This window comes from Aliiroseovarius sp. S1123 (assembly GCF_023015885.1).
Classification (GTDB): Bacteria; Pseudomonadota; Alphaproteobacteria; order Rhodobacterales; family Rhodobacteraceae; genus Aliiroseovarius.
Genome location: NZ_JALKBE010000001.1, coordinates 588,379 through 614,343 on the forward strand (window position 1 = coordinate 588,379; position 25,965 = coordinate 614,343).

The following is a 25,965-nucleotide window of genomic DNA, read 5'->3' on the forward strand; positions in this document are numbered from 1 at the left end:
ATGTCTGACCCGGCTGCTCCTGACAACACACCAAGCAAACGACCGCATATCCCTGTCTTGCTACGGCCGCTTCTGGAAGCGGTCGCGCCTGTTTCTGGTGATTGGGCGGACGGGACGTTCGGCGCGGGCGGCTACACGCGTGGATTACTGGACGCTGGGGCCGATTGGGTCTGCGGGATCGACCGCGATCCGATGGTGTTTGACATGGCCGCAGGCTGGGCAAGCGACTATGGCGACCGACTGGCGCTGCGCGAAGGCACGTTTTCCGAGATGGATACGCTTGCGGGCAAGCCCCTGGACGGGGTTGTGCTGGATCTGGGTGTCAGCTCGATGCAGTTGGACCTTGCCGAACGTGGCTTTTCCTTCATGAAAGACGGTCCGCTAGACATGCGGATGAGTCAGTCCGGCCCCTCGGCCGCTGATCTGGTGAATGAAGCAGATGCTGATACGCTGGCGGACATTTTGTATCACTACGGCGAAGAACGGGCCTCGCGCCGGATTGCGCGCGCGATTGTGAAAGCACGCGCCGAGGCACCGTTCGAGACCACGTTGCAATTGGCCGACGTAATCGAAAAGAACCTGCCGCGCTCTAAACCCGGGCAAAGCCACCCCGCGACGCGTAGCTTTCAGGCGATCCGCATCGCGGTGAATGACGAATTTGGTCAATTGATTGAAGGGCTTGAGGCCGCAGAACGCGCGTTGAAACCCGGCGGAAAACTGGCCGTGGTGACCTTCCATTCCATGGAAGACCGCGTGGTGAAACGCTTTTTGCAGGCGCGTGCGTCCTCGGGCGGGGGCGGGTCGCGCTATGCGCCGGAAGCCGCAGAAGAAACCCCGCGCTTCAAACTGACTCCGCGCAAGGCCATCGGCCCGGACAAGGAAGAATTGCAAGAAAACCCGCGTGCCCGGTCGGCCCGTTTGCGCGTGGCCACCCGCACAGATGCCCCCGCTGGCCCGTCGGATCGCAAGAAGCTTGGTTTGCCGCCCTTGGTGTTTAAGGACAGAACGTAATGCGTAGTTTGCTGTATATCCTATCCGCGCTTTCTGTGATGGGGCTGGCCTATTGGGCATACTCGGAAAACTACAAAACACAGGCTTCTCTGGATAATGCGCATGAGCTGCAAAGCGAGATTGGGCGCATGCAGGAAGAACTGGCCGTTCTGCGTGCGGAATGGGCCTATCTGAACCGCCCGGATCGTCTGCGTGATTTGGCGCAGCTAAACTATGACAAGCTGGAACTGAACGTGCTGGAGCCGGGCCAATTCGGCCGCGTCGATCAGATCGCCTTCGCGGAAGACGGCCTGCCCGAATTCACAGGCGCCGTCGAGGTTATGGGAGAGTTCGAGCAATGACCCGCGTCCCCCTCCGCCCGCTTGCCCGTATTCTTGAAGCCCGCGCCAAGGGTGAAAATCCCGACGCGATCGAGCGTGAAAATCTGCGTCAGCGGCATGACCAAATTCGGAATGAATCGCGCCTGCGCTCGGAAGGGCGTCTGTTGGTGCTGGCAGGCTTTTTCCTGTGTGCCTTTTTGACCGTTGGTGTGCGTATGGCGACCCTATCGGCGTCAGAGGCACAAGAACCCCGCGCACAGGCGTCCGGCGCGTCTATCGTGACGGCGCGTGCCGACATTCTGGACCGTCAGGGCCGTATTCTGGCGACCAATCTTGTGACCCACGCGCTGTATGCGCAACCGCATCAGATGGTGGACCCGAAACGCGCTGCGGATGAACTCGTGCGCATCTTCCCGGATCTGGATCACGAGCGTCTGGTCAAGGATTTCACCGGGTCGCGTAAGTTCCTATGGATCAAGAAGAAAATTAGCCCCGAGCAGAAACAGGCCGTGTTTGATATTGGCGAGCCAGGCCTGCTGTTTGGCCCGCGCGAGATGCGGCTGTATCCGAACGGTAAGCTGGCAGCCCACGTGCTGGGCGGGGCAAGTTTTGGCCGCGAAGGCGTGTCGGCGGCCGAGGTGATCGGCGTTGCCGGTGTTGAAAAGCAATTCGACGACTTCCTGCGCGATCCTGCCAATGGCGGTGCGCCGTTGGAGCTGTCCATCGACCTGACCATTCAGGATGCGGTCGAACGTGTTCTCTATGGCGGCATGAAGATGATGAATGCCAAGGGCGCTGCGGCGATCCTGATGGATGTGCACACGGGCGAGGTGATTTCGGTCGCGTCTTTGCCGGATTTCGATCCGAACAACCGCCCGCGTCCTCTGACCGTGGCGGATAAGGGGATGGACCAATCCGACAGCCCGCTCTTTAACCGTGCAGTGCAGGGCGTGTACGAGCTCGGCTCGACCTTCAAGATTTTCACCGCCATTCAGGCAATGGATCTGGGTTTGGTGAACCCGAACACCGTGATCGACACCGGGCAGCCCATGAAAATCTCGGGCTTCAGCATTGGCGAATTTCGCAACAAGAACTATGGCGAGCTGTCGGTCTCGGACATCATTGTGAAAAGCTCGAACCGCGGCACGGGCCGTATGGCGCTGCAGATCGGCCCCGAACGTCAGCAGGAGTTCCTGAAGACACTTGGCTTGCTGGATCGGACCCCTTTCGAGATCGTCGAGGCCTCTGGCTCGACCCCGCTTTTGCCGCCGAAATGGGGCAAGCTTAGCGCGGTTACGATTTCCTATGGGCACGGCATTTCGAACACGCCGATGCATTTGGCGGCGTCCTATGCAGCGATCGCCAATGGCGGCTATGCAGTGACGCCGACCGTGTTAAAGCAACAACATGTAGAGCGTGGTCCCCGTGTGATGAGCGCCGAGTCGGCTGCGGCAGCGCGCGAAATGCTGCGCAAGGTGGTCACCGAAGGCACGGCCAGCTTTGGCGAGGTCGAGGGCTATCTGGTTGGTGGCAAGACCGGTACGGCCGACAAACCCAAGCCGCGTGGCGGCTACTATGATGACAAGGTGATCAACACCTTCGCCAGCATGTTCCCGACCGACAACCCCAAATACGTGCTAATCGTCACGCTGGATGAACCGGTCGAGACCTCGGGCACCAAACCGCGCCGCACCGCCGGCTGGACGGCCGTTCCAGTCGCCGCCACGATCATCGAGCGCGTGGCGCCCCTTTTGGGCATGAAACCGCGCGAAACCCACGTTGAACCTTTGGATGCATCTGGGGTAACACTCACGTCGAACTAAAGCGGATGGCAAACAGATGGGTGCTGAGATGGTAACGAAATCCCTGGGTGAACTGGGGCTCAGCGCCCGGGCAGGGCGTGATGCGCAGGTGACGGGGCTTTCGGTGGACAGCCGTCTGGTCAAACCGGACCATTTGTTTGCAGCCCTTCCGGGGGCCAAGATGCACGGTGGCGAGTTCATCCAATACGCATTGCGCATGGGCGCAGCCGCCATCCTGACCGACCCCGAAGGTGCAAAGATTGCCGAGGCAGAACTGGCCGCGTCCGACGCCGCCCTTGTCGTCACAGAAGACCCTCGTATGGCGTTGGCCTATGCCGCCGCGCTGTGGTTTGGCACGCAGCCCGAATTTATGGTTGCGGCGACCGGTACCAACGGAAAGACCTCGGTCGCCAGTTTTACCCGTCAGATATGGACTCTTCTGGGGATCAAGGCCGCCAATCTGGGAACGACGGGTGTGGAAGGCGCCTACTCTGCGCCCCTGTCGCACACGACGCCAGAGCCGATCACTTTGCACAAAACACTGGCCGACATGGCAGGTGCAGGCGTGACCCATGCCGCGATGGAGGCGTCCAGCCACGGGCTTGCACAACGCCGCTTGGATGGTGTGCGCTTGTCTGCTGCCGCGTTCACCAACTTCACGCAAGACCATCTGGATTATCACGAGACGTTCGAGGAATACTTCGCCGCCAAGGCTGGACTCTTCGCGCGTGTGCTGCCCGAAGACGGGACAGCCGTGATCAATATGGACGACCCGAAGGGCACCGAGATGGCCACCATCGCCGAGGCGCGCGGTCAGAAGCTGATCCGCGTCGGGCAGGATGAGGGCTGCGAGCTGCAACTCAAGGCCCGCCGCTATGACGCGACAGGTCAAGAGCTGATGTTCACGTGGTTGGGAAAGGCTTTCACCGCGCGTCTAAACCTGATCGGCGGCTTCCAGGCGGAAAACGTCTTGGCCGCGGCTGGGCTGGCGATTGGCTGCGGAGCCGAGCCGGAGCATGTCTTCGAGACCTTCAAAGATCTGGAAACTGTGCGCGGTCGGATGCAACATGCCGCGACCCGCGACAACGGGGCGGCAGTGTTTGTGGACTATGCCCACACGCCTGATGCGCTGAAAACCGCGCTGCGCGCCATGCGGCCGCATGTGCTTGGCCGCCTAGTGGTGGTGTTCGGCGCAGGCGGTGACCGCGATACCTCGAAACGTATTTTGATGGGGCAGGCGGCCGCTGAAAATGCGGATGTAGTTTTTGTCACCGACGACAACCCACGGACAGAAGACCCCGCACTGATCCGCGCCATGGTGATGGAGGGCTGCCCGGAAGCTGCGAATATCGGCGACCGGGCCGAAGCCATCCTGCGCGGCGTAGATGCGTTGGGACCGGGCGACACGTTGTTGATCGCCGGCAAGGGGCACGAGACTGGTCAGACCGTCGGCAATGACGTGCTGCCCTTTGATGATGTGGAGCAAGCCTCGGTCGCGGTGGCAGCTTTGGAAGGACGGTTGGCATGAGCCTTTGGACAGCGAAAGAGGCCGCCGAGGCCACAGGCGGAGAGGCATGTGGCGAGTGGGCAGTGACGGGCGTGTCCATCGATACCCGGACAATCGAAGCGGGCGACCTGTTCGTGGCGCTGAAAGCCGCCCGCGACGGGCATGACTTCGTGGCGCAGGCGCTGGAACAGGGCGCGGGTGCTGCCTTGGTCAGCCATATTCCGGACGGCGTGGCCGAGGACGCGCCGCTTTTGATCGTCGAAGACGTTCTCTCTGCGCTGGAAGATCTGGGCCGCGCCGCCCGCGCCCGGACTAAGGCACGTGTTGTGGCGGTGACCGGATCGGTCGGCAAGACCTCGACCAAGGAAATGCTGCGCACTGTCTTGCAGCGGCAAGGCAAGACCCATGCGGCCGAGGCGAGCTATAACAACCATTGGGGTGTTCCCTTGACCTTGGCGCGGATGCCTGCAGATACCGAATTTGCCGTGATCGAGATCGGCATGAGCAACCCCGGCGAGATCGAACCCCTGGCCCGGATGGCTCGCCCGCATGTGGCATTGGTCACCACCGTGGCACCTGCGCATCTGGAAGCCTTCGACAACCTGAACGGTATTGCGCGTGAAAAAGGGGCGATCTTCAAGGGATTGGAGCCCGGCGGAGTTGCCATCGTCAACGCCGATCTGGACAATACTCAGATCCTGCGTGACGCGGCCAAAGGGTTCGAAACACAAAGCTTCAGCGCCAAGCCCAGCGACGATCACCATCTGGTGCATGTCGTTCTCAGCCCCGATGCCACGATCTGCAAAGCTAACGTGGCTGGGCAGGAGCAGTTGTTGAAAATTGCAAGCGTTGGGCGGCATTTTGCAATGAATGCGCTGGCGGTGCTGGTCGCCACCCGCGCTTTGGGCGGGGACGAAACCTTAGCGGCTCGCGACATCAGCCATTGGCTGCCCCCGTCCGGCCGCGGCACCCATGAAGACATCCTGCTGGATGCGCCCGAGGGGTTGACCCTGACGCTGATTGATGACGCGTTCAACGCCAACCCGACCTCGATGGCCGCGTCGCTTGAGGTTCTTGCAGCGGCCCAACCCGTTGACGGCGTGGGCACGATCCACAAGGGACGCCGGATGGCCATTCTTGGCGATATGCTTGAGCTGGGTCCGGACGAGGCCGCACTGCACGCCCAAATTGCCGATCTGCCGTTCGTAGCGAAGGTCGACATTATCCATTGCTCTGGCCCACTAATGAAATCCCTGTGGGAGCGTCTGCCGGGCGACAAGCAGGGGATCTACACCGAAACCGCCGATCAGATGGCCGCGCAGATCCATAACCTGATCGACGCCGGCGATGTCGTGCTGGTCAAAGGATCGAAAGGGTCGCTCGTCTCCAAAGCTGTTGACGCGATCCGCAAAATGAGCCAATCGCAAGGCTAACAAGCAAAAGGGCCCACAATATGCTTTATTGGTTGACCGAGTTTTCGGATGGTGGCGATGTCTTCAACCTGTTTCGCTACATCACTTTCCGCTCGGGTGGGGCGTTCTTTACCGCGCTGATTTTCGGCTTCATGTTCGGCAAGCCCCTGATCAATATCCTGCGCCGCAAGCAGGGTAAGGGTCAGCCAATCCGCGAAGACGGCCCGGAAAGCCACAAGGAAAAGCAGGGGACGCCGACCATGGGTGGGCTGTTGATCCTGTCGGCCTTGCTGGTGGCCACGCTGATGTGGGCGCGGCTTGATAATCCCTATGTCTGGATCACACTGTTCGTGACCTATGGCTTTGGTTTGATTGGCTTTGCCGATGACTATGCCAAGGTTTCAAAGAACAACACCGCCGGGGTGTCGGGTAAGGTAAGGCTGGCGATTGGGTTGGCCATTGCAGGGATTGCCGGGGTCTGGGCGTCGAGTGTGCATCCGGAGGGACTTCAGTATCAACTGGCGTTCCCGGTGTTCAAAGACACGCTATTGAACATGAGTTATCTGTTCATTCCATTCGTGATGATCGTAATTGTCGGATCAGCCAATGCGGTGAACCTGACAGACGGTCTGGACGGGCTGGCCATCATGCCGGTGATGATCGCCGCCGGGTCGCTGGGCGTGATTGCCTATGCGGTGGGCCGCGTCGACTTTACCGAATATCTGGACGTGCATTATGTGCCGGGCACAGGCGAGCTGTTCGTCTTCACTTCGGCCTTGATCGGCGGCGGTTTGGGCTTTTTGTGGTACAACGCGCCGCCTGCCGCCGTGTTCATGGGAGATACCGGGTCACTGGCGCTTGGCGGGGCCTTGGGCGCCATCGCTGTCGCCACCAAGCACGAGATTGTGCTGGCCATCGTGGGCGGGCTGTTCGTGGTCGAAGCGCTCTCGGTCATTATCCAAGTGCTGTACTATAAGAAGACCGGAAAGCGTGTCTTCCTGATGGCCCCGATCCATCACCACTTTGAACACAAAGGCTGGCAAGAGCCTCAGATCGTCATCCGCTTCTGGATCATCTCGCTGATCCTTGCGCTGATTGGTCTGGCCACGCTGAAGGTACGCTAAGCGTCACCAAAGGTTTTTCAGACGCCCCGCCCATTCGGCGGGGCTTTTGTTTTTTCGTCAAACCCTTTAGCGATAAAACGGACGAATGCAGGAGGCACGCATGATCCCGGTGAAAGGTTACGAAGGGCGCAAGGTTGCGGTTCTGGGGCTTGGGCGCTCGGGCCTTGCGACGGCTCATGCGCTGGAAGCTGGCGGAGCCGAGGCGCTGTGCTGGGATGACGGGCAGGAGGCCCGCGAGCGTGCGGAAGGGCAGGGCCTGATCCTGCATGACCTGAACAAGGGCAACGCGTGGGAGGACGTCGCGGCGCTGATCGTCAGCCCGGGCATTCCGCATCTTTATCCCGAGCCCAACAAGCTGATCGCCCGCGCGATGGAGGCAGGTGTGCCGGTGGACAACGATATTGGCCTCTTTTTCCGCAGCTTTGCCGATCAGGAATGGGACAATTTCGACACTCTACCGCGCATCGTAGCGGTGACGGGATCAAACGGAAAGTCGACCACCTCGGCGCTGATCCACCACGTGCTGGAACATGCGGGCAAGCCGACACAGTTGGCGGGCAATATCGGGCGTGGCGTGTTGGACATCGACCCCGCTCATGATGGCGAGGTCGTGGTGCTGGAGCTGTCGAGCTATCAGACAGATCTGGCGCGTTCCCTGACGCCGGACATTGCCGTATTCACCAACCTGTCGCCTGATCATCTGGATCGTCACGGCGGCATGGGCGGCTATTTCGCGGCCAAGCGTCGTTTGTTCGCCGAAGGTGGCCCAGACCGCGCTGTGATCGGCGTGGATGAGGCCGAGGGCATCTATCTGGCGGGCCAATTGTCCGAGGGCGCTGCGGATGACCGCGTGATCCGGATCTCGGTCGATCGTAAACTGACCGGGCCGGGCTGGCAGGTCTTCGCCCGCAAGGGGTACCTGTCTGAGTATCGTAAGGGGCGTCAGATCGCCTCGGTCGATTTACGGTCCGTGAAGGGGTTGCCCGGCAGTCACAATCACCAGAACGCCTGTGCCGCCTATGCGGTGTGCCGATCCATCGGGTTGGCTCCAAAGGTGATCGAAGCCGCGTTTCATGCCTTCAAGGGCCTCCCCCATCGCTCGCAGCTGGTCGGCGAGAAGGACGGTGTGGCTTTTGTCAATGACAGCAAAGCCACCAACGTGGACAGCGCCCGCGCCGCACTGGGAGCATTCGATAACATCCGCTGGATCGCGGGGGGGCTGGGCAAGGATGGTGGGATCGAAAGCCTGTCAGATGCGCTTGGACACGTGACCAAAGCCTATCTGATCGGCCATTCGGCGCGCGACTTTGCGCTACAGCTGGGCGACGTCCCCTATGAGATCTGCGAAACGATGGAAAACGCCGTCGCAGCCGCCGCCGAAGACGCCCGTTCCGGAGACACGGTGCTGCTGGCCCCTGCCGCGGCCAGCTTTGATCAGTACCCCGATTTCGAAAAGCGGGGCGAGGATTTCACCCGTCTGGTTCAGGACCGTCTTCAGGATATGTGAGCGGTACCGGTATTCCGCGGTATGCGAAAACTCTCAAAAACCCCTTGTTTTTAAGGGGTTGCAATGTGTCACGTCTCTGTTACGACTTTACGCCAAGGAGACACGCGCATGATGAATTTGACCGACCATCCGGGCCGCTATGACCTTGCGAACGAGCTGCACGCCCGCCCGTCCCCCGCACTTTGCGTGCCGGGGACAGCGGTCTATCTGGCCATCAAACGACCAGAGAATGCAGCCAGTCGGGATCGCGAAGCGGATCGCCAGCATCTGATCGCGCTGCTGGATCGATTTGGCGCGCCGCACCCCAGCCCCGGATCGAACCACTATTTCGGCGAAATCGGTCGCCACCATCTGAAATGGGAGCAGCATAACGAATTCGTCAGCTACACGGTGTTCTCTGACGGAATTTCGTCGCGTCCATTTGATCCGGCGGCCTTTGATGTCTTCCCAGATGACTGGCTGGCCGATGCTCCGGGCGCCCGTATCACCTCGGCCCATATCCGGGTCCAGCAGATGCCTGAAACGGAAACCGAGATGGACGAGCTGGTGCGCGAATGGTTCGTGTCGGAAAGCATTGCTTCGACCTGGGTGCTGGATCGTGCCGCGATGATCGCGGGGGATTTTCGTATTGATCCTGCGGGCCATATGCGCTTCGTGGCCTTTATCGCCGAAGGCACAGGCAAGCGGCGCATCGGGCGGATCGTCCAGCGCCTGTGCGAGATTGAGACCTATAAATCCATGTCCATGCTGGGTTTCCCGGTGGCGCGTGACATCCATCGTCAGCTGCGCAATGTGGACGGAGAGTTGACTCATCTTGTCGGCACGATGAAGCGCGGGGACGAGCCCGCCGAGGCCACGTTAAGCGAGCTTTTGTCCATCTCGGCCGAGCTGGAAGAGCTGATGGCATCGACGTCGTTCCGAATGGGGGCAACGCGCGCTTATGAAGCCATTTTGAACCAGCGCATCGGTGCGCTACGGGAAGAACGTTTTCGCGGTCGTCAGACGCTGAGCGAGTTCATGATGCGCCGCTATGATCCCGCGATGCGCACCACGAAAAGTGCAGCGACGCAGCTTGATACCATGGCGGCCCGCGCTGCCCGCGCGGGCGAGCTATTGCGCACGCGCGTAGATGTGGAACGTGCCGAGCAGAATCAGGCGCTGCTGGAAAGCATGGATGCCCGCGCCAAGATGCAGCTACGTCTGCAGGAAACGGTTGAAGGCCTGTCCGTCGTAGCGATCAGCTATTACGCCGTATCTCTGGCGGGTTACCTGTTTTATCCGTTGGCGGGCGCGCTGAATATGTCCAAGGGTATGCTGACGGCGCTGCTTACGCTGCCTGTGGTGCTTCTGGTGTGGCTGTCTGTACGTCGAATTCGGAAGTCGCTCGGCCATTGATGCGCGCGTCTACGCGGGCAGCCAACCAAGCGCCCGCGATGATGGCCAGCAGGGCAATCACAGCTGACGTCGACAGCGTTGCGACGCCCGACAGGCCCGCACCCACGGTGCAGCCGCCAGCCAGCACACCGCCCATGCCCATCAATACACCGCCGGATAGATAGCGGCCCATCTGGCCTGCGCCGTCAAAGCCCTGCCATGCGAAGCGCCCGGCGATCAGGGCGGACAGGGTAGCGCCTGCAATGACGCCTCCGATCAGGCCGGTGCCGAAATTTCCGCCAACCGCGCTGGCTGCCGCGGTCCAAAAGAGCGTGTCGGCCAGAGGTGCGGTGAAAGACAGGCTTTCCACCGCGATGGGGTCGAACTCATCCATCAGGATCAATCCGGTTCCCAGCCAGCCCAGAGGCACCAATGCCCCCAGCAAAGCCGCTGGTACCAGAACGCGCAGCTTGGGACGAGCCTGTGCGACAAAGACAGCGGCCAGAGCGAGGGGCAGTAAGGCGCCCAGGGCTGGCAGGGAAGGGGCGGCGATTTCAACCGCCGCCAGGGAGTTTCGAAGCGGGGTGAAGACGCCTTTCATGGTGGCAAGGGCTGCCAGCGCGGCCACGCCAAGCACGACGATAGCGCGCAGGTTACCCGAGGAACCCAAAACGACCAGTCGCGACAGGCAGCCGCGGGTCAGCACCATGCCGGCACCGAACATCAGGCCTCCAACGACAAGCGAGAGGATCGGTAGTGTCGGCGCGTGAAAACGGTGATCTGCGAAGCTAATCCAGCCCGCCCAGACCGCACCTTGCGTGCCGATCACAGCGACAGCCAAGGCGGTCAGCCAGACGGCTAGGGCCTGACGCCCTTCGATGCCTGCTCCAATCACGCCGCGACGCAGACAGAAGCGCGTGACCTCGGCCAGAATGCCGAAAGCCGCGCCAAGGCCCAGCCCGAACAGGATCGAGGCTGTGCGTGGTGTCAGGGTCTCAAAGCCGAAGGTCTCAAACATCTTCACGTCTCCGCATTTGGGAATATGTTCCATCTGGCGCGGGAGATTGCTTTGTGCAAGCGTTGTAATGGCCTGGTATTGGCGCAGTGGTGGAATGATTTTCTGGTTCAGGGGTGTCAGTGGGATGATAGACTTGTCGTGAGGTGTTCGACGGTAAGACGGACCAACAATGAAGTGCGGTTTCCAGATCTGTCCTTATTTGCGCCCGTTGAAGCTGCGCGGGTCCAACGCATCGCGCAGCCCGTCTCCAAGGTAATTGGCGCACAGAACGGTCAGCGTGATCATCAACCCCGGCCAAATCGCGCGGGCCGGTGTCAGCGTCAGATATTCCGTCCCATCAAACAGCAGCCGGCCCCATGTGGGGTGGTCCGGCGGGAAGCCCAGCCCCAGAAAGCTGAGCGCGCTTTCGGTGATGATGGCATTGGCCAAGCCAAGCGTGGCCGAGACGATGATCACCCCCATCACATTAGGCAGGATGTGTCGCCGGATCAGGCCCCATGGGCGCAGTCCAAGGGCGGTCGCGGCTATGACGAACTCGCGTTTCTTCAGTGCCAGAACTTCGGCGCGGAGAATGCGGGCTGTTTGCATCCAACTGGTCAGGCCAATCATCGCAACGATCAGCAGGAAGATCCCGGCCTCGGCCCCAAAGAGCGCGCGGAGGCTATCGCGCCACAGCATGATCGTTACCAGAAGCAGGGGTAAAACGGGCAGGGCCAGAAACAGGTCGGTTAGGCGCATCAGGGGGGCATCTAGCCAACGGACCATTCCTGCAAGAATGCCAACCGCTGCCCCGATCAGGACCGACAGGGCCATTGCCACCACGCCTACCAGAAGCGTCACACGCCCGCCTTGCAGGATGGCGGCGAACAGATCGCGGCCAAGGTGGTCGGTGCCAATTGGGTGCGACAGGCTGGGTCCAAGGTTGCGGGCCGTGAGGTTGATCTGACCCGCTGCATGCGGCCATAGAAACGGGCCGATCAGGACAGCAAGCAGGACCAGCACCAGCAGACTGCCCCCGATCACGGCGCCTTTGTGCCGCTGAAATCGCCGCCAGAAGCCGGAGGACGGGGCGCTGAGGAAAGTCAGATCAGTCATAGCTGATCCTCGGGTCAAGCAGGCCATAGGCGACATCTGCCAGAAGGTTGAACAGCACGATCAGCACGGCGAACAGGAAGGTCAGCGTCTGCACCACGGGCAAATCGCCGCTTTGGATCGACGAGATCAGAAGCTCTCCGATCCCGTTGATCTTGAAAATCTGCTCGGTGATGATTGCGCCTGCCAGCACTTGCGGGATGCCCAAGGCGATCACCGTTACAACCGGCAAAAGCGAATTGCGCGCCACATGGGTCATAACCACACGGGGTTCGGACGCGCCTTTCGCGCGGGCAGTGCGGACATAGTCATGGTGCAAATTTTCCAGCATCGACGCGCGCATGTAGCGGCTGATTTGGGCCGCGTTGTACAGTGCTAGGATCGTGACAGGCATCACCATTTGGCGCAGTTGGGCAACAAAGCTCTCCCACCCGGTGACGGTCAGCGTCGTGTCATAAATCGATGGGAACCAGTTCAGTTTCACCGCGAAAATCACGATCATCACGACGCCCAGAAAGAAGGACGGCACCGAATAGCCGATCATCGAGATGAAGCTGCCAAGATGGTCGAACCAGCCGTGCTGACGATAGGCAGAGTAAATGCCTACGGGCAGGGCGATGGCGATGCCCAGAATATAGGACAGTCCCACGATCCAAAGCGTCTGGGGCAGGCGGTCCGCGATCAGCTCGACCACTGGTGCGCGCGAGGCCCAGCTTAAGACGCGCAACCGGTCGGGGTCTCCGAAGCTTAGGCCCGTGAGGTCCGTTAGCCAGTTCAGCGGTTCATGGACGAAAAACTGTTTGCACCACAGAAGATAGCGGGTCAGCAGCGGGTCCCCGATCCCCAATGCCTCGCGCAGTTGGGCGCGGGTTTCGGCGGGGATCGACATGGGCAGATTGGCGGTGGGGTCATTCGGGGCCATATCCATCAAAAGGAAGATGGCGAAGCTGATGAAAATCAGCACCGGAACCGAGAAAGCAAGCCTGCGCAAACAATAGGTTAACATGGGCGGTAGACGGCCTTTTGGTTCCGTGACGCGGCCTGAAACCAGCCGCGCCCCCAGTCTAGCGGTCTTACTTGGCGCGGGTCCAGTCCGCGATGTTCCAAAGTTCGCTGTCCCAGACGTTCATGCGCACGCCCTCAAGCGAATTGGCATGGGCCGAGACCTCGCCGCGGTGCACCAGCGGGATCAACGCTCCGGCCTGCATCAGCATGTCATTGAGCTGTTTCGAGATCGCGATCCGTTCGTCGATCTCTACCGTGTTGCCCAACTTGGCCAGCAGCGCGTCATAATCCGGATCGCAATAGCGCGGCACGTTCATGCCGGACCAGCCGTTTTCGGGCGTTGGGATCGCCGCGCAGGCCCAGTTGTTCAGATAAGGTTCGGGGTCGTTTCCGGGGAAGAAATTGGTGAACATTTCCAGATCGGCATAGAACTTTTGGTAGGTGTCCGGGCTGGATTGGTCGCCACCGAAAAAGACCGAAGGTGCGATGGCGCGCAGCTCGGTCGCGACACCGATCTCGGCCCACCAGGCTTTCAGCAGATCCTGTGTGGTCTGGCGTACCGGATTGACCGAGGTCTGGTAGAGCAGCGTCATCGACACGCCATCTTTATCGCGGATGCCGTTGCCATCGCTGTCGGTCCAACCGGCCTCGTCCAGCAGGGCGCGGGCGGCGTCCAGATCTTGTGTCAGGCAGGCGTCATTCGCGCCCGAGGCATAGATGGCTGGCGCGGCGAGCACGTCGCAGGTGGGGTGCCCGGCGTCTCCGTATGCGATGTCGATCAAGGTGCTGCGGTCGATCGCCAAGGATAGGGCCTCGGTGACGCGCGGATCGGCGAGGAAGGGGTGCGCACCGCCGTCACGGGTCGAGCGTGCATCGCCAAGGTCAGCGGCTGAATTGGTCAAGTTGACCTGCAGGCGTTCCACAGCGGTCCCGAACGAGGACACGACCTGACCTTTGCCTGCCGATTTCATCTGGGCCAGTACTTGCGGGTCCAGTTGCAGGTTCCACGCATAGTCAAATTCGCCGGTTTCCAACACAGCGCGCGCCGCGCCTGAGGCGTCTCCGCCGCCTTTCACTGTCACCTTAGCAAAGCCGGGCTTATCCGCGTCGCGGTAAAAGGGGTTGATGTCATAGGTGACCACATCGCCCGGCTTGAAATCCGTGATCTGATAGGGGCCAGTGCCAATCGGGGCAAGGTTCTGGGCCGAGCAGTTCAGCGCGTTCGCCCCCATGCAATCTGCGAACTGCGCGGCTTGCAGGACAGGGACCTCCAGCCCAACGAAGGGCGCATAGGGATAGGGTTTGGGCTTCGAGAAGCTGATTTTCACCGTCTGGGCGTCCAGTGCCACGACCTGTTCTACATCGGTGAACTTGGCGGTCATCTGGCAGCCACTGTCGGCGTCCATGCAATAATTTGCCGTAAAGACCACGTCATTTGCGGTGAAGTCAGTGCCATCAGACCATTTGATCCCCGACTTTAGGGTCCAAGTAATCGACTGCAAATCCGGGGAAATGCCGCCATTATCCAAGGTTGGAATCGCCTGCGCCAACCACGGAACCATCTTGCCTGTCTCGTCGTGGCGCGCCAAAGGCTCCAACACCAGAGAGGCAGGTTCGGAATCCTTTGGGCCAGAGGCGAGGTAGGGGTTCAGAAGTGTCGGGGCCTGCCAATAAAACAGATTCAGATCCCCCTGCGACCCACGCTCGGCATGGGCGGCGGTCGCAAGGGCGACAAAGCTAAGAGTAGTCAGGTTTATGTGTTTGAAAACAGAAGGCATTTCTCGGCCGCTTCCCTAGATAGATCCGCAAGCCACCCTTGCCGAAAACAGAGGGATGGCAGTGCAAGTTCGATTGTTTGTGGCAGAAAACAAACTCAAACACCCGTGTCGCGCGCTGCCAAACTTATGGGGGATATGACACTGTATTACCGGACTGTTGCAAGGGGCTGCTGGCGGGACCGGTTGAATTCCCCATGTTGTTGCATTTCTAATTTTGGCAGAATTCAAAGGTGTGCAGGGCGATGTTCATGCCAGTCTCACGATGTCAATGGCGTGACATATCGCCGGTGGTGACTTGAGCCGCCGGGGCTTTCTGGGCATTGTCGACCCAAAGGCCAGCGTGCCGTGATACCCCACACAGAAAAGGATGATCCCTTGCCGATCCGAAACCGTTTTTCCGAGCTTCACAAGGACATCACTGCGTGGCGTCAGGATTTCCACGAACATCCAGAGCTTCTGTTCGATACCCACCGCACGTCAGGCATCGTGGCCGAGAAGCTGCGGGAATTTGGCTGCGACGAGGTGGTTGAAGGCATCGGGCGCACGGGCGTGGTTGGTGTGATCCGCGGGCGCAAGACGGAATCTGGCAAGGTGGTTGGGTTGCGCGCAGATATGGACGCGCTGCCGATCCATGAAGAAACCGGGTTGGACTATGCGTCCAAAACGCCCGGCAAAATGCATGCCTGTGGCCATGATGGACACACCGCGATGCTGTTGGGGGCCGCGCAGTATCTGGCTGAGACCCGGAATTTCGATGGCACCTGTGTCGTGATCTTCCAGCCCGCCGAGGAAGGCGGGGGCGGGGGCCGCGTTATGTGCGAAGACGGTTTGATGGATCGTTTCGGCGTGCAAGAGGTCTATGGTATGCACAACTGGCCCGGCCAGCCGCTTGGCGCGTTTGCTATCCGGCCCGGTCCTTTCTTTGCCGCTGCCGACCTTCTGGATATTCAGTTCATCGGGCGTGGCGGGCATGCGGCGAAACCCCATGATACAATCGACCCCGTTGTGATGGCCGCGCAGGCCGTGACCGCGCTTCAGACCATTGCGTCGCGCAATGCAGATCCAACGCTACAGGTGGTTGTCTCGATCACCTCGGTCGAGACGTCGTCGACCACGTTCAACGTGATCCCGCAATCGGTGCAGTTGAAGGGCACAGTGCGGACCCTGTCGCCCGAGATCCGCGATCTGGCCGAGACGCGCATTTCCGAGATCTGCAACGGGGTTGCGGCGACGTTTGGTGGCGAAGCAAAGGTCCGCTATGAGCGGAATTATCCGGTCATGGTGAACCATGACGCTGAAACAGATTTCGCTGCCGAAGCCGCCCGTAATGTGTCAGGCGATTGCTCTGAGGCCCCGTTTGTCATGGGCGGCGAGGATTTCGCCTTCATGCTGGAAGAGCGTCCCGGTGCCTATATCCTTATGGGAAATGGGGACACTGCGATGGTTCACCACCCGGAATACAACTTCAATGACGAAGCGATCCCTCAGGGTTGTTCGTGGTGGGCAGAGATGGCGGAAAGCAGGATGCCAATCGGGTGAGGTAAGACTGGGAGAGGGGCTTTGCCCCTCGGCCCTATTGGGCCTCACCCCAGGATATTTAAGGCAAGAAAAAGAGGGTATTACCCGCCCGTGTGGTTCATGTGCCGGATCGTCTGGCCGCGGATTTCTTGACGGCTATAGTCGAAATCATGCCCTTTGGGTTTGCGACCGATGGCGGCGTGGATGGCGTCGATCAGCACCGTGTCGCTTTCCGACGCGCGCAGAGGTGCGCGCAGATCTGACATGCCGTCATGTCCAAGGCAGGTATAAAGTTGGCCGGTGCAGCTCATCCGCACGCGGTTGCAGCTTTCGCAGAAGTTATGGGTCATCGGCGTGATGAACCCAATTTTCTGGCCCGTTTCTTCAACGCGCACATAGCGGGCTGGTCCACCAGAATTGTCGTCCAGATCGGTCAGGGTCAGTTGGCTTTCAAGGTGCTGGCGCAGCTCGGTCAGGGGCCAGTATTGGTCCAGCCGGTTTTCCTCTCCCATATCGCCCATCGGCATGACTTCGATAAAGGTCAGGTCCATGTCTTTCTGAGCGCACCAGTCGGCAAGCGCGAAGACCTCGTCGTCATTGAAACCTTTCAGCGCGACGGCATTGATCTTGACGCGCAGCCCAGCGTTCTGAGCAGCTTCGATCCCGCGCAAAACCTGCGGCAGACGACCCCAACGGGTGATTTCAGCGAACTTGTGGTCGTTAAGCGTATCGAGCGAGATGTTCACCCGGCGCACGCCCGCCTTGTACAGATCATCGGCGAAGCGATGAAGCTGTGACCCATTGGTGGTCAAGGTCAATTCGTCCAGCGCGCCGCTGTCCAGATGGCGCCCCATCGCGTCGAAAAAGCCCATGATGCCTTTACGGACCAGAGGCTCGCCGCCGGTGATGCGCAGCTTGCGCACGCCCAGTCCGATGAAGGCCGAACACAGGCGGTCCAGTTCCTCGAGCGTCAACAGATCTTTCTTGGGAAGAAAGGTCATGTTTTCGGACATGCAATAGGTGCAACGGAAATCGCACCGGTCTGTGACAGACAGGCGCAGATAGGTCACCGGGCGGTGAAATGGGTCAACAAGTTTGGGCGTTTCCATGGGACGAACCTAATCGTGGGCGAAGGTGTGCGCAAGTCACGGCCGCGTCATTTCAACCGTTGAATGCCTGCGCGAATTGCGCCACTTTGCCTGTATGAAACAGGTTCTTCTTATCTCTGCCGCCTGTCTGGCCGTCACGGGTTGTGCCGGTGTGGACGTGAACACTCTTTGGCCGACGCCGCCACATCTGCGTCCGGCTGCGGCTGGGCCGGTCGTGAATCCGGACGCGCCGCCGGCGGATGCGACCACGGCGGATGAATTCGACACCGCCAGCGAGGGCGACAAGATGGCAGCCTTGTCATCAACCCCGACGCCCGCAGGTGCATTGGGGACGACGGTTGCCAATCTGGGCGATCCGACTGTTCCTGGCTTCTGGCTCGAAACCCCGCTTGTTACCACCGAGACCGAAGGCCGCGTACAGTCCAAAGCGACCGGGCGCACGGTAAAAGTGACGCTGAAGCCGACTTCGACCGGAGGCAGCCGAATTTCGATCTCGGCCCTGCAACTTCTGGATCTGGACCTGTCCGGCCTGCATGAACTGGTGGTCTTCGGGTCGTGACGTCTGTGACAGACGCGGCGTGGCTGGCCCATGGCCGCGCCCGCAAGCTTGTTTCGCCCTGGGGACCATGGCGGGACATGCAGGACGGGTTTTCATGGGAGATCCCCGCGCAATTCAACATCGGTGAGCGCTGCTGTGACAGCTGGGCCGCGCTGGATCCCGACCGGATCGCGCTGACCCATGTCCGACAGGATGGTACCTTTGAAGACTGGAGCTTTGGTCGCCTGAAAGAGGCCTCGGACCGGTTTGCGTCGGTGTTGCGCGATGCGGGTCTTGAGAAAGGCGACCGGATTGCTGTGCTGCTTGGGCAGGGCCCCGAGGTGCTGATCACTCATTTTGCTGCCTACAAGCTGGGCGCGGTTGTGTTGCCGCTGTTCACGCTGTTTGGTGCGGATGCTTTGGCGTATCGTCTGTCAGATAGCGGTGCCAAGCTGGTGGTCACGGACCCCGACAACTTGTCGAAGCTTTCCGAGATACGCGCCGAACTGCCCACGCTTCAGGCGGTGTTCACCGTGAAGCCCAGTGAGGGGGCAGAGGACATGTGGCGGGCGCTGGAGAATGCGGATCCGCTGGCCGACCCAGTCGACACGCTGGCCGAGGATCCGGCGGTGATGATCTATACCTCGGGCACTACGGGGCCGCCCAAAGGGGTGCTGCATGCCCATCGCTTCCTGTTGGGCCATTTGCCCTGCGTTGAAACCTTTAACGAGGACTTTCCGCAGGCAGGTGACAAGGGTTGGACCCCAGCCGACTGGGCGTGGATTGGTGGATTGATGGATTTGGCGCTGCCATTCCTTTATTTCGGCGTGCCAATCGTCAGCCATCGTATGCGCAAATTTGATGCCGAGGTCGCCTATCGCCTGATGGCCGACCACAAGCTGCGCAACCTGTTCATGCCACCGACCGCGCTGAAGCTGCTCCGGCAATCGGATGCAACACCTGACGGGGTGCATATCCGTTCCATCGGGTCGGGTGGGGAAAGCCTTGGGGCAGGGCTGCTCGACTGGGCGGGTCAAGCTCTGGGTGTGAAGATCAACGAGTTTTACGGCCAGACCGAATGCAATCTTGTCCTGTCCTCGGTCGCTGGTGCGATGGAGGTGAAGCCGGGCAGTATGGGGCAGGCCATTCCGGGCCATGAGGTAACACTGCTGTCGGACGATGGTTCACCCGTTGCCAACGGCGAGATGGGCGAGATCTGCGTGAAAGCGCCCGATCCGGTGATGTTCCTGCGCTATTGGAACCTGCCCGAGAAGACACGCGACAAGTTCCACGACGTGGACGGGGTCAAATGGCTGCGCACCGGGGATCTGGCGACCCGCGACGCGGCAGGCTATTTCACCTTTGCCAGCCGGGATGACGACGTGATCACCTCGGCCGGGTATCGCATTGGTCCGACCGAGATCGAGAACTGTTTGATGACCCATCCCGACGTCACAATGGCGGCGGTGATTGGGGTGCCGGACCCGCTTCGGACCGAAGCCGTCAAGGCGGTGGTGGTTCTAAAGGACGGGTGCGCGCATGAGGGGATGGAAAAGGCGCTGATCCAACTGGTCCGCGACCGGATCAGCCCTCATGTGGCACCTCGGTCTGTCGACTTTGTGGATCAGCTGCCCATGACAGCTACTGGCAAGATTATGCGGCGTGAGCTCAGGGGGTAGAAGGGGGCACTGCCCCCGTCTGGCCTGCGGGTGAAACGGCTTTACACTGTCGGGATTTCTAAGGTCTGAAAAAGCTGGGACACAAGCTGTGCCGGGTCAGCTGTCGTCGTTGGTGGTGTCCTGACGCCTGCGGCCCCAGCTCTCTTCGCGCAATTTCCGCTTTTCTGCCCGCCACTTGTCCTTGGCTTCCTTTTGAAGCTGGGCAGGGGGCGGAAGATGCTTGCGCGCTTCTTTCAGGGCGAAAGGCTGCAGGGTTTTGGCATGCGGTTTCAGGAAGGCGCGGGCGCGATCCGGATCGTGTTTGGATAGATCGCGTACCCACCAGGCCACGGCCTTCTGGATGAACCATTCCGGGTCACTGACATAGCCATCGGCCCAGCCCAAGATGCGATCCCGAATGGCGATATCTTCGGGTTTCGGATTGTTTTGCTTGGTCCAAGGCAGGGTGATCACAAGGGCGGCGCGACGGGTCCACATGTGATCCGACGTGGTCCACATTTCTACGGCGTCAATCCGGGACGGATCGGCCACCAGACGTTTTTGCCCCGCCATGCAGACGTGATCGGCAATCGCCCAGCTGTCGAAATCCGGCACCCAGCTTTGGATCAGATCCCACACAGCATCGTCGGGTCGGATACGGGCCTGAGTCAGCAGCTTTGCAGCCGCAATCCGCGCCTCAAACACATCGGTTTTCCAAAGCTGATCGGCCAGCGCAACGCGTTCGTCTACGGACAGCGACTGACGCCAATCCTTGGTCAGGTCGTTCAGCGCCGGGTTCGGGATGCCCCACACCTCGCGCGTTTGCTTGTGATAGGCCTTCTGCCCTTCGGCGCGGCCCGGTTCGATCTGGGCCTTCAGCGCGGCCAGCGCGTCGTCAAGTGTCATTCTACGGTCACCGATTTGGCAAGATTGCGGGGTTGGTCCACATCTGTACCCTTTGCGATGGCGGTATGATAGGCCAAAAGCTGCGCAGGAATTGCGTAGAGGATCGGTTGGATCATTTCGGGGGCTTCGGGCAGGGCGAGTGTCTGCCACACGCCGTCACCGGCTTCCTTGGCCGCGCGGGCATCAGACACCAGAACCACGCGGCCACCACGGGCCATGACCTCTTGCATGTTCGAGACGGTCTTGTCGAACAGCGCATCGTGAGGCGCCATGACGACAGTCGGTGTGGCCTTGTCGACCAGCGCAATGGGGCCATGTTTCAGCTCGCCCGAGGCATAGCCTTCTGCGTGGATATAGCTGATTTCCTTCAATTTCAGCGCGCCTTCCAAGGCCAGGGGGAACATCTGTCCGCGTCCAAGGAACAGCACGTCGCGTGCCTCGGCCAGTTTGCTGGCGATCTTTTTGGTGGCTGCGTCGATTGTCAGCGCATGGCTCATCAGCCCCGGCAATTGGCGCAGCTCGGACAGACGATGGGCCAGTTCCGCGTCATCCAGCTGCCCGCGGTCATGGGCGGCTTTCAGTGCCATGATGGCAAAGCTGGTCAGCTGGCAGGTGAAAGCTTTGGTCGAGGCGACCGAGACTTCGATGCCGGCTTGGATTTCCACCGCCACATCGCTTTCGCGTGCGATCGAGCTTTCCGGCACGTTGATCAGCGACACGATCTTGTCGACCTTGCCTGTCGAATAGCGCAGCGCAGCCAGCGTATCGGCGGTTTCACCCGACTGGCTGACAAAAAGGCCGATGGTCTTGGGCGAGAACGGCGCCTCGCGATACCGGAACTCGGACGCGACGTCGATGTCGACGGGCAGGCGGGCATAGTGTTCGAACCAATACTTGGCGACGAGCCCGGCGTAATAGGCCGTGCCACAGGCCACGATGGACAGGCGATCCACGTCGGCGAAGTTGATTCCGCCAAGGTCCATAGTGATCTTGTCGCCCGAGGCATAAGCCTTCAGCACATTGCCGACCACAGTCGGCTGTTCGGCGATTTCTTTTGCCATGTAATGCTTATAGCCGCCTTTTTCGATCCGGGCGGCGTCCAGCTTGACCTGTTTCACGGGACGGTTGGCGCGGCGGCCTTCGGCGTCATAGATCTCGGCCCCGTCGCGGGTGATGACGGCCCAGTCGCCTTCCTCCAGATAGGTGATCTTGTCGGTCATCGGCGCCAGTGCGATGGCGTCCGAGCCGACGAACATCTCGCCGTCTCCGTGGCCAATGGCCAAGGGGCTGCCTTTTCGGGCGGCAATCATCAGATCGTGTTCGCCGTCAAACAGGAAACACAGCGCAAACGCGCCGTCCAGCTGTGCCAGCGTGGCCTCGACTGCCTCTTTCGGGGTCTTTCCCTGCGCGACAAAGCTTTGTGCCAGAAGGGCGACGGTTTCGGTGTCCGTCTCGGTCGAGAACTCCAGCCCTTCGGCGGCAAGTTGTTCACGAAGCTCGCGGAAGTTCTCGATAATGCCGTTATGCACCACGGCAACGTTGCCTGCGCGGTGCGGGTGGGCGTTATCGGTGGTTGGCGCACCGTGGGTGGCCCAGCGGGTGTGACCAATGCCGGATTTGCCCGACAGCGGATTGTGCACCAGTGTGTCCGATAGGTTCACCAGTTTGCCGACAGCCCGGCGGCGACCCAGCTTGCCGCTTGCATCGATGGTCGCAATGCCCGCGCTGTCATAGCCGCGATATTCCAGCCGCTTCAACGCTTCGACAAGGATTGGTGCTGCTTCGTGATCGCCCAGAACCCCTACAATACCACACATGCTCAGGATCCTTTCTGACGGCGGGCTTTGGCCGCGCGCAGTTTCGTAAACAGTTTCACGGCAAGACCGGGTTTGATTTCCATCTTCGCACGCCCTACTGCCATCGCCCCCGCGGGCACGTTTTTCGTGACCACGGTGCCGGTGGCGGTCATTGCTTCGTCCCCGACCGAGACCGGAGCCACTAGACATGTATTCGACCCGATGAAAGTCCGTGCGCCGATGTCGGTATGGTGTTTCGAGACACCGTCATAGTTGCAGGTGATGGTGCCCGCGCCGATATTCGCGCCTTCGCCCACGCGCGCGTCGCCCACGTAAGAAAGGTGGTTCACCTTCGCGCCTTCTTCGATCTGGGCGTTCTTGATCTCGACAAAGTTGCCGATCTTGGCGTGTTCGGCCAGTTCTGCGCCGGGACGCAGGCGGGCGTAGGGGCCAACCACCCCACCGCGCGAGACGTGGCAGCCTTCCAGATGCGAGAACGCACGAATGCGGGCGCCACTTTCCACGGTGACGCCGGGGCCGAAGACCACATTGGGTTCTACGATCGTGTCGCGGCCAATAACTGTGTCATGCGCGAAATAGACCGTGTCGGCGGCGATCAGCGTGACGCCATTTTCCAGCGCCTCGTCGCGGGCGCCCGCTTGGAAAATCTCTTCCGCAGCGGCCAGTTCAGCGCGCGAGTTGATGCCGAGCGTTTCGGCCTCGTCACAGGTAACGACGCGGGCGGTCAGGCCTTTGGCGCGGGCCACTTCCACGATGTCGGTCAGGTAATACTCACCCGAGGCGTTGTCGTTGCCGACCCAGTCAATCAGCTCGAACAGGGTCTGGGCGTTCGCCGCCACAACGCCGCTGTTGCACAGGGTGACGGCGCGTTCCTCATCCGATGCATCCTTGAATTCAACAATACGCTCCAACGCGCCATCCTTGACGATCAAGCGGCCATAGCGACCCGGATCGGCGGCCTCGAACCCCAGAACAACCACATCCGCACCGGCTGCGCGCTCGGCGGCCATGGCTTCCAGCGTTTCGGAACGAATAAAAGGCGTGTCTCCATACAGAACAATCGCGTCCCCATCGAACCCCACCAGCGCGGGGCGGGCTTGGGCGACGGCGTGACCGGTGCCCAGCTGTTCTTCCTGTACGGCAATGGTGATGTCAGGATCCAGATCTGCGGCAGCCTTGCCCACCAGCTCGGCCCCGTGGCCGACGACAAGCACGGCGCGTTCGGGCTCTAGCGCTGCGCCAGAAGCCAGCGCATGCGCAAACAGCGGCGCGCCTGCGACCTCGTGCATCACCTTGGGAAGGTCCGAATTCATCCGTGTTCCCTTGCCCGCGGCAAGGATAATCAAGGCTGTTGCCATGTCGATCTGCTCTTTCAATTCCTTTTGGCCCGTTTTACCCCTTGAGGCGCGGCTCGCAAGGGAAACCGGTTCAATTAACCTTACGCGAGGTTACAGGGTCGGCGGGGATTTGCCAAAGAAGGATCTAGGGAATGGCGCAAGGCAACGGAAAACGCACGGTGATCTTTGATCTGGATGGCACGCTGGCGGACACGTCAGGTGACCTGATCGCTGCGGCAAATGCGTGTTTTGAAGGGCTGGGGCATGGGGCTCTGCTGGACCCAGTAGCCGATGCGCTGACAGCGTTCCACGGCGGGCGAGCCATGTTGCGCCTTGGGTTCAAAAGGTTGAACGGCACGGCGGACGAGGCTGACGTGGATCGCGAGTTTCCCAACCTTCTGACCGCGTATGAGGCCGAAATCGACCGGTACACCGTGATTTACCCCGGTACGATGGAGGCGGTCGAGCGGCTGCATGTGGCCGGCTATGCGGTCGGGATCTGTACCAACAAGCCCGAGGGGTTGGCGCGGCTTTTGCTTACCCGTCTGGGCATTCTGGACCAGTTTACCTCGCTGATCGGGGCAGACACGCTACCCACCCGCAAGCCCGATCCGGCGCCCTTTGTGGCGGCGGCACTGCAGGCCGGGGGCGATCCGACCTGTGCGCTTTTGGTAGGCGATACCGTGACCGACCGCGAAACCGCTCGGGCCGCAAACGCGCCCTGTATCCTTGTGGGCTTCGGGCCCGAGGGGCCGGGCGTTGCGCGGTTGGAACCCGAGGCGATGTTGACCCACTATGACGATCTGGACGACACGGTCGCGCGGCTGATTGGCTAAACGCGTCCATTGACCTTCCCGGCAGGGCTGCGCACTCTGCCGCCATGACTGAACGATTCACCGGTAACTTCACCCAGCAAAAACCTATCCCGGACGAGGGGATTGATGCGGCCTTGGAGGTTCTGCGCCATGGACGCCTGCACCGCTACAACGTGGCAAAGGGCGAGACCGCGCATACGGCTCTGCTGGAGCAGGAATTTGCCGCCCAGATGGGGTCGGAATACGCGCTTGCCGTGTCCTCGGGCGGCTATGCGATTGCGACGGCCTTGCGCGCGGTTGGGGTTCAGGCCGGGGATCGCGTTCTGACCAATGTCTTCACGCTGGCCCCGGTGCCGGGTGCGATTGCGTCCCTTGGTGCGAAGCCGGTTTTTGTCGAAGTGACGGAGGCGCTGACCATTGATCTGGACCATCTGGCGCGGCTGGTGGCCGAGAAGGATGCGCCGCGTGTGCTGCTGCTGTCCCATATGCGCGGACATATCTGTGACATGGACCGTATGATGCAGATCTGCGACGGGGCAGGGGTCACGGTGATCGAGGATTGTGCCCACACGATGGGTGCGCGCTGGAATGGCACCTTGTCCGGGCGGCACGGCGCGATGGCGGCCTATTCGACCCAGACCTATAAACACGTGAATTCGGGCGAGGGTGGGCTCTTGATCTCGGACGATCCCGATCTGATGGCCCGTGCGATCATCCTGTCGGGCAGCTATATGCTGTATGAACGCCACGTGGCCGGACCGCCGCCTGAGGCGTTCGAGAAGGTGAAGTATATCACGCCCAATATCTCGGGACGGATGGACAATCTGCGCGCAGCGATCTTGCGGCCCCAGTTGGCGAAGCTGGACGCGCAATGCGCCGCGTGGAATGCGCGCTATCGTGTCGTCGAGGAAGGGCTGCGCAACACGCCCGGCCTGACCGTGATCGAGCGGCCTGCGGCGGAAGAGTACGTCATGTCCTCGTTCCAGTTCCTGTTGCTGGATTGGTCTGAAGACACCGTGAGACAGGTGGTCAATCAATGCGCTGAGCGCGGTGTCGAGCTGAAATGGTTTGGCGGCGCAGAGCCTGCAGGCTTTACCAGCCGCTATGACAGCTGGCGTTATGCTGACACGCCCGAACTACCCAAGACCGACCGGATCCTGAAAGGCATTCTGGATCTGCGCCTACCGCTGACCTTCTCGCTGGACGATTGCGCCCTGATTGCGCGTATCATCCGCGATGTTGTGGGGCGGGTGCATCAGGCAGGCTGATCCCCCGAAAATCTGACCGAAATCGAGGCCCGCGCGCATTGTGACGCTG

Annotated in this window: 21 protein-coding genes; 13 read left to right on the forward strand and 8 right to left on the reverse strand. The window is 60.7% G+C overall.

Annotated features, from left to right (window positions below):
- From rsmH to MWU53_RS02835, 8 genes are all read left to right on the forward strand, one after another.
- Positions 1–1,011 carry a 16S rRNA (cytosine(1402)-N(4))-methyltransferase RsmH gene (gene rsmH / locus MWU53_RS02800; protein ID WP_247090531.1) on the forward strand — a complete coding sequence of 337 codons (1,011 nt, stop codon included), beginning with the start codon at positions 1–3 and terminating at the stop codon, positions 1,009–1,011.
- Positions 1,011–1,352, forward strand: a complete 342-nt coding sequence (locus MWU53_RS02805) for a cell division protein FtsL (RefSeq protein ID WP_247090227.1) — start codon at positions 1,011–1,013, stop codon at positions 1,350–1,352. Before rsmH ends, MWU53_RS02805 begins: the two co-directional genes overlap by 1 nt.
- Positions 1,349–3,154, forward strand: a complete 1,806-nt coding sequence (locus MWU53_RS02810) for a penicillin-binding protein 2 (protein WP_247090229.1) — start codon at positions 1,349–1,351, stop codon at positions 3,152–3,154. Before MWU53_RS02805 ends, MWU53_RS02810 begins: the two co-directional genes overlap by 4 nt.
- 16 nt (positions 3,155–3,170) lie before the next feature.
- Positions 3,171–4,661, forward strand: coding sequence for a UDP-N-acetylmuramoyl-L-alanyl-D-glutamate--2,6-diaminopimelate ligase (locus MWU53_RS02815; RefSeq protein ID WP_247090231.1), 1,491 nt, complete (start codon positions 3,171–3,173; stop codon positions 4,659–4,661).
- Positions 4,658–6,073 (forward strand): UDP-N-acetylmuramoyl-tripeptide--D-alanyl-D-alanine ligase, encoded by a 1,416-nt coding sequence (murF, locus tag MWU53_RS02820; protein ID WP_247090233.1) that lies wholly within the window; start codon positions 4,658–4,660, stop codon positions 6,071–6,073. Before MWU53_RS02815 ends, murF begins: the two co-directional genes overlap by 4 nt.
- A 20-nt stretch (positions 6,074–6,093) precedes the next feature.
- On the forward strand, positions 6,094–7,176 hold the full coding sequence (mraY, locus tag MWU53_RS02825) for a phospho-N-acetylmuramoyl-pentapeptide-transferase (protein WP_247090235.1): 1,083 nt from the start codon (positions 6,094–6,096) through the stop codon (positions 7,174–7,176).
- A 100-nt stretch (positions 7,177–7,276) separates the two neighbouring features.
- Positions 7,277–8,683 carry a UDP-N-acetylmuramoyl-L-alanine--D-glutamate ligase gene (gene murD, locus MWU53_RS02830; protein WP_247090237.1) on the forward strand — a complete coding sequence of 469 codons (1,407 nt, stop codon included), beginning with the start codon at positions 7,277–7,279 and terminating at the stop codon, positions 8,681–8,683.
- A 108-nt stretch (positions 8,684–8,791) separates the two neighbouring features.
- A complete protein-coding gene (locus tag MWU53_RS02835) occupies positions 8,792–10,078 on the forward strand; it encodes a DUF3422 domain-containing protein (protein ID WP_247090240.1) in 1,287 nt (428 codons plus the stop codon).
- On the opposite strand, the gene MWU53_RS02840 is transcribed toward MWU53_RS02835, so the two are convergent.
- From MWU53_RS02840 to MWU53_RS02855, 4 genes are all read right to left on the reverse strand, one after another.
- Positions 10,011–11,075, reverse strand: coding sequence for a YeeE/YedE family protein (locus MWU53_RS02840; protein WP_247090242.1), 1,065 nt, complete (start codon positions 11,073–11,075; stop codon positions 10,011–10,013). The genes MWU53_RS02835 and MWU53_RS02840 overlap by 68 nt on opposite strands.
- 195 nt (positions 11,076–11,270) lie before the next feature.
- On the reverse strand, positions 11,271–12,170 hold the full coding sequence (locus MWU53_RS02845) for an ABC transporter permease (RefSeq protein ID WP_247090243.1): 900 nt from the start codon (positions 12,168–12,170) through the stop codon (positions 11,271–11,273).
- The gene (locus MWU53_RS02850) at positions 12,163–13,173 is read right to left on the reverse strand and encodes an ABC transporter permease (protein WP_247090251.1); all 1,011 of its coding nucleotides are present in this window, start codon (positions 13,171–13,173) and stop codon (positions 12,163–12,165) included. Before MWU53_RS02850 ends, MWU53_RS02845 begins: the two co-directional genes overlap by 8 nt.
- Before the next feature lie 67 nt (positions 13,174–13,240).
- The gene (locus tag MWU53_RS02855) at positions 13,241–14,950 is read right to left on the reverse strand and encodes a peptide ABC transporter substrate-binding protein (RefSeq protein WP_247090253.1); all 1,710 of its coding nucleotides are present in this window, start codon (positions 14,948–14,950) and stop codon (positions 13,241–13,243) included.
- A 375-nt stretch (positions 14,951–15,325) separates the two neighbouring features.
- Here MWU53_RS02855 and MWU53_RS02860 point away from each other — a divergent pair, with 375 nt between their 5' ends.
- The gene (locus tag MWU53_RS02860) at positions 15,326–16,489 is read left to right on the forward strand and encodes a M20 aminoacylase family protein (protein WP_247090255.1); all 1,164 of its coding nucleotides are present in this window, start codon (positions 15,326–15,328) and stop codon (positions 16,487–16,489) included.
- An 80-nt stretch (positions 16,490–16,569) separates the two neighbouring features.
- On the opposite strand, the gene moaA is transcribed toward MWU53_RS02860, so the two are convergent.
- Positions 16,570–17,577: a GTP 3',8-cyclase MoaA gene (gene moaA / locus MWU53_RS02865; RefSeq protein WP_247090257.1), complete on the reverse strand. Its 1,008-nt coding sequence runs from the start codon at positions 17,575–17,577 to the stop codon at positions 16,570–16,572.
- 94 nt (positions 17,578–17,671) lie between these two features.
- On the opposite strand from moaA, the gene MWU53_RS02870 reads away from it, so the two are divergent.
- Positions 17,672–18,136 carry a D-galactarate dehydratase gene (locus tag MWU53_RS02870; protein ID WP_247090258.1) on the forward strand — a complete coding sequence of 155 codons (465 nt, stop codon included), beginning with the start codon at positions 17,672–17,674 and terminating at the stop codon, positions 18,134–18,136.
- Positions 18,133–19,794 carry an AMP-binding protein gene (locus MWU53_RS02875; protein ID WP_247090260.1) on the forward strand — a complete coding sequence of 554 codons (1,662 nt, stop codon included), beginning with the start codon at positions 18,133–18,135 and terminating at the stop codon, positions 19,792–19,794. The genes MWU53_RS02870 and MWU53_RS02875 overlap by 4 nt, the downstream gene beginning before the upstream one ends.
- A 96-nt stretch (positions 19,795–19,890) precedes the next feature.
- Here MWU53_RS02875 and MWU53_RS02880 read toward each other — a convergent pair whose 3' ends face one another.
- Genes MWU53_RS02880 through glmU form a run of 3 tightly spaced genes read right to left on the reverse strand, consistent with a single transcriptional unit; the run spans position 19,891 to position 23,854 of the window.
- Entirely contained in the window at positions 19,891–20,679 is a 789-nt protein-coding gene (locus MWU53_RS02880) for a DNA alkylation repair protein (protein WP_247090263.1), read from the reverse strand.
- Positions 20,676–22,496, reverse strand: a complete 1,821-nt coding sequence (gene glmS / locus MWU53_RS02885) for a glutamine--fructose-6-phosphate transaminase (isomerizing) (RefSeq protein WP_247090265.1) — start codon at positions 22,494–22,496, stop codon at positions 20,676–20,678. The genes MWU53_RS02880 and glmS overlap by 4 nt, the downstream gene beginning before the upstream one ends.
- Before the next feature lie 2 nt (positions 22,497–22,498).
- The gene (glmU, locus tag MWU53_RS02890; protein WP_247090267.1) at positions 22,499–23,854 is read right to left on the reverse strand and encodes a bifunctional UDP-N-acetylglucosamine diphosphorylase/glucosamine-1-phosphate N-acetyltransferase GlmU; all 1,356 of its coding nucleotides are present in this window, start codon (positions 23,852–23,854) and stop codon (positions 22,499–22,501) included.
- Between the two features lie 131 nt (positions 23,855–23,985).
- On the opposite strand from glmU, the gene MWU53_RS02895 reads away from it, so the two are divergent.
- Together MWU53_RS02895 and MWU53_RS02900 are read left to right on the forward strand one after the other, a co-directional pair.
- Positions 23,986–24,669 (forward strand): HAD-IA family hydrolase, encoded by a 684-nt coding sequence (locus tag MWU53_RS02895; protein ID WP_247090269.1) that lies wholly within the window; start codon positions 23,986–23,988, stop codon positions 24,667–24,669.
- A gap of 44 nt (positions 24,670–24,713) precedes the next feature.
- The gene (locus tag MWU53_RS02900; protein WP_247090271.1) at positions 24,714–25,916 is read left to right on the forward strand and encodes an aminotransferase class I/II-fold pyridoxal phosphate-dependent enzyme; all 1,203 of its coding nucleotides are present in this window, start codon (positions 24,714–24,716) and stop codon (positions 25,914–25,916) included.
- Positions 25,917–25,965: the final 49 nt, after the last annotated feature.

Coding starts and splice junctions, on each gene's coding strand:
- MWU53_RS02810 (WP_247090229.1), top strand. CDS start 1,349: ATGACCCGCGTCCCCCTCCGCCCGCTTGCCCGTATTCTTGAAGCCCGC.
- MWU53_RS02900 (WP_247090271.1), top strand. CDS start 24,714: ATGACTGAACGATTCACCGGTAACTTCACCCAGCAAAAACCTATCCCG.
- MWU53_RS02835 (WP_247090240.1), top strand. CDS start 8,792: ATGATGAATTTGACCGACCATCCGGGCCGCTATGACCTTGCGAACGAG.
- MWU53_RS02855 (WP_247090253.1), bottom strand. CDS start 14,950: ATGCCTTCTGTTTTCAAACACATAAACCTGACTACTCTTAGCTTTGTC.
- glmU (WP_247090267.1), bottom strand. CDS start 23,854: ATGGCAACAGCCTTGATTATCCTTGCCGCGGGCAAGGGAACACGGATG.
- murF (WP_247090233.1), top strand. CDS start 4,658: ATGAGCCTTTGGACAGCGAAAGAGGCCGCCGAGGCCACAGGCGGAGAG.
- rsmH (WP_247090531.1), top strand. CDS start 1: ATGTCTGACCCGGCTGCTCCTGACAACACACCAAGCAAACGACCGCAT.
- MWU53_RS02845 (WP_247090243.1), bottom strand. CDS start 12,170: ATGACTGATCTGACTTTCCTCAGCGCCCCGTCCTCCGGCTTCTGGCGG.
- MWU53_RS02870 (WP_247090258.1), top strand. CDS start 17,672: ATGAAACAGGTTCTTCTTATCTCTGCCGCCTGTCTGGCCGTCACGGGT.
- glmS (WP_247090265.1), bottom strand. CDS start 22,496: ATGTGTGGTATTGTAGGGGTTCTGGGCGATCACGAAGCAGCACCAATC.
- mraY (WP_247090235.1), top strand. CDS start 6,094: ATGCTTTATTGGTTGACCGAGTTTTCGGATGGTGGCGATGTCTTCAAC.
- MWU53_RS02850 (WP_247090251.1), bottom strand. CDS start 13,173: ATGTTAACCTATTGTTTGCGCAGGCTTGCTTTCTCGGTTCCGGTGCTG.
- MWU53_RS02840 (WP_247090242.1), bottom strand. CDS start 11,075: ATGTTTGAGACCTTCGGCTTTGAGACCCTGACACCACGCACAGCCTCG.
- MWU53_RS02895 (WP_247090269.1), top strand. CDS start 23,986: ATGGCGCAAGGCAACGGAAAACGCACGGTGATCTTTGATCTGGATGGC.
- MWU53_RS02815 (WP_247090231.1), top strand. CDS start 3,171: ATGGGTGCTGAGATGGTAACGAAATCCCTGGGTGAACTGGGGCTCAGC.
- MWU53_RS02805 (WP_247090227.1), top strand. CDS start 1,011: ATGCGTAGTTTGCTGTATATCCTATCCGCGCTTTCTGTGATGGGGCTG.
- murD (WP_247090237.1), top strand. CDS start 7,277: ATGATCCCGGTGAAAGGTTACGAAGGGCGCAAGGTTGCGGTTCTGGGG.
- MWU53_RS02880 (WP_247090263.1), bottom strand. CDS start 20,679: ATGACACTTGACGACGCGCTGGCCGCGCTGAAGGCCCAGATCGAACCG.
- moaA (WP_247090257.1), bottom strand. CDS start 17,577: ATGGAAACGCCCAAACTTGTTGACCCATTTCACCGCCCGGTGACCTAT.